This window comes from Acidovorax cavernicola, from assembly GCF_003581445.1.
Map to the genome: position 1 here is coordinate 1 of NZ_QXMN01000201.1, position 1523 is coordinate 1523.

Genomic DNA, 1523 nt, shown 5'->3' on the forward strand with positions numbered 1-1523 from the left:
GGCCAACATCCACAATGCCGAAAGCCGCAAGTTCATCGCGCCTCTGGCGCTGACGGTGTTCGTCTGGATCTTCATGATGAACGCGATGGACTTGCTGCCCGTCGACCTGCTGCCCGTGCTGTGGCAAGGTGCGACCGCTGACAGCCACGCCTATCTGCGCGTCGTGCCTACCGCCGACCTCTCGACCACTCTGGGTCTGTCGTCCGCCGTTCTGCTGCTGTGCTTCTGGTACAGCGTGAAGATCAAGGGCGCCGGCGGCTGGGCCCACGAACTGGTGACCGCACCTTTCGGTACCAGCAAGAACCCTGTCTTCGCCCTGATCCTGGGCGTTGTGAATCTGCTGATGCAGATCATCGAATACGTTGCCAAGACCGTCTCGCATGGCATGCGACTGTTTGGCAACATGTACGCTGGTGAGTTGGTATTTATGCTGATTGCCCTGATGGGTGGTGCGGCTGCCATGTCTCTCTCTGGTGTGTTGCTCCCCGTGGGGCACATCATTGCAGGTTCTATCTGGGCGATCTTCCATATTCTGATCATCACCCTGCAGGCCTTCATTTTCATGATGCTGACGCTGATTTATCTCGGCCAGGCACATGAAGCCCACTGACCCTTTCTTTCTTTCCTTTCACTTTGTTAATCCTCTGGAGTCATCATGGAAAACATTCTCGGTCTCGTCGCTCTGGCTTGTGGTCTGATCGTTGGTCTGGGCGCTATCGGCGCTTCGATCGGTATCGCTTTGATGGGCGGCAAGTTCCTGGAAGCTTCCGCTCGCCAGCCTGAGCTGATCAACGAACTGCAAACCAAGATGTTCATCTTGGCCGGTCTGATCGACGCTGCTTTCCTGATCGGCGTGGCCATCGCCCTGCTGTTCGCTTTCGCCAACCCCTTCGCTCTGGCCTAAGCTCCCTTCAACGCCCACATAGAAAGGTGTTGCCGTGAGTATCAACGCGACCCTGTTCGTACAGGCCATCGTCTTCCTGATCCTGGTGCTGTTCACGATGAAATTCGTGTGGCCGCCGATCGCGAAGGCGTTGGATGAGCGAGCCCAGAAAATCGCCGATGGCCTCTCTGCTGCCGACAAAGCCAAATCCGAACTGACCGCCGTCAACAAGCGCGTCGAGCAGGAACTGGCCCAGACGCGCAATGAAACGACATCGCGGCTTGCGGACGCCGACCGCCGCGCCCAGTCCATCATTGAAGAGGCCAAGGCCCGTGCGACTGAAGAAGGCAACAAGCTGATTGCAGCCGCCCGCGCAGAAGCCGAGCAGCAAGCAATCCAAGCCCGTGAGGCCCTGCGTGAGCAGGTCGCCACGCTGGCCGTCAAGGGTGCCGAGCAGATTCTCCGCAAGGAAGTCAACGCCGGCGTCCATGCAGATCTGCTGAACCGCCTCAAGACTGAGCTGTAAGGAAAGCAAACATGGCAGAACTCGCCACCATTGCCCGCCCTTACGCTGAAGCCCTGTTCAAAGCCAGCACCGCCAGCGGTGCGGATTTGAACAGCACAGTCGCCTGGGTGGAGG

General features: G+C 58.4%; 3 protein-coding genes and 1 pseudogene. All 4 read left to right on the top strand.

What is annotated here, in order from left to right; translation table 11 throughout:
- A partial coding sequence (gene atpB, locus D3H34_RS32475; RefSeq protein ID WP_119558844.1) for a F0F1 ATP synthase subunit A occupies positions 1 to 610 on the top strand: 610 nt, incomplete at its 5' end.
- A 45-nt stretch (positions 611 to 655) separates the two neighbouring features.
- Entirely contained in the window at positions 656 to 904 is a 249-nt protein-coding gene (gene atpE / locus D3H34_RS32480; protein ID WP_119558845.1) for a F0F1 ATP synthase subunit C, read from the top strand.
- 34 nt (positions 905 to 938) lie between these two features.
- On the top strand, positions 939 to 1409 hold the full coding sequence (locus tag D3H34_RS32485) for a F0F1 ATP synthase subunit B (protein ID WP_119558846.1): 471 nt from the start codon (positions 939 to 941) through the stop codon (positions 1407 to 1409).
- Positions 1410 to 1420: 11 nt separating this feature from the next.
- A pseudogene (locus D3H34_RS34850) lies at positions 1421 to 1523 on the top strand (F0F1 ATP synthase subunit delta); the annotation flags it as partial.